The following is a 1,101-nucleotide window of genomic DNA, read 5'->3' on the forward strand; positions in this document are numbered from 1 at the left end:
CTCAAACAAAAACTTCCAAATAGGTGCTTATAGTAATGAGACTGCTAAGGTAAGCATAGGTGCTACAAATTCAAATACTATAGGGCATACGAGGTTTGAGACATTAAATAACGCTGCGTATTCAGTTTTTTCTACTCTTTCAGGACAAACTTATACAGTTAAACTCAGCGGAGTTGATGGCTATCCTAATGGTTATGAATTTCAAGCTATCTCTGGAACAGTAATCCAAAAAGATGGTTATAAAGCAATTGCTGAAATGATGAATGGTGTAAGCGATAAAACTGGCATTAAAGTAACTGTAAATAATACGCAAATTATGTCTGGTGCTATTGCTGGCGGATCCTTGCAAAATTTAATGATTAATGGCGTAACAATCGGTAATGTAACTGTAAAAGCTAATGATAGCGATGGAGTATTAATCGGAGCAATCAACGCTAAAAAAGATGAAACCGGAGTAGAAGCTAGCGTTCAAAATGGTCATTTGGTATTAGCCGCTAAAGATGGTAGAGCCATTAGGATTGGGGCTCTTTCAACTCAAGCAAATACCGTGCTTGGCGGCGCAATATCTGGTGCTTCTACTGGTTCAGATGGTGGCGGTGCTGTATTTTTAGGAACTATGACATTTATCCGCCAAGATGCTAGAGATATTAAAGTTGGCATTAATGGATTATCTATAATGTCTGGCTTTACAAATGGTGGAAACACTATTAGTTTGGCAAGTTTAGCTTCAGATGCTTATAACCAAGCTAGTGTAAATTTAAAATATATGAATTCAGGCACGATTAGTGCGGCTTTAGCCAAAGCAATGGGATTTTTTGATGGTGGAGCTTCCGCAGCTGGTCTTGGCTGGGGCGACCAAGCCGGTGGCGTAAATACCTATGGTGGGGCTCAAGCTATGGTAGATGTAGCTGAGAGCGCTAGAAAAACGCTAGATAAACTAAGAGCAGACCTAGGCTCAGTCCAAAATCAATTAGTAGCTACTATAAACAATATCACAGTTACCCAAGTCAATGTAAAATCAGCTGAAAGCCAAATAAGGGATGTGGATTTTGCTAGTGAGAGTGCGAATTTCTCTAAATTCAATATCCTAGCTCAAAGTGG

At 39.3% G+C, this 1,101-nt stretch carries 1 protein-coding gene; it reads left to right on the forward strand.

Annotation, left to right across the window (positions count from 1 at the left end; genetic code table 11):
* Positions 1-1,101, forward strand: a 1,101-nt coding sequence (locus tag CSUIS19072_RS08415; protein WP_337212272.1) for a flagellin, incomplete at both ends; no start/stop codon positions are given.

The organism is Campylobacter sp. RM19072 (assembly GCF_024723485.1).
GTDB classification, from domain to species: domain Bacteria; phylum Campylobacterota; class Campylobacteria; order Campylobacterales; family Campylobacteraceae; genus Campylobacter; species Campylobacter porcelli.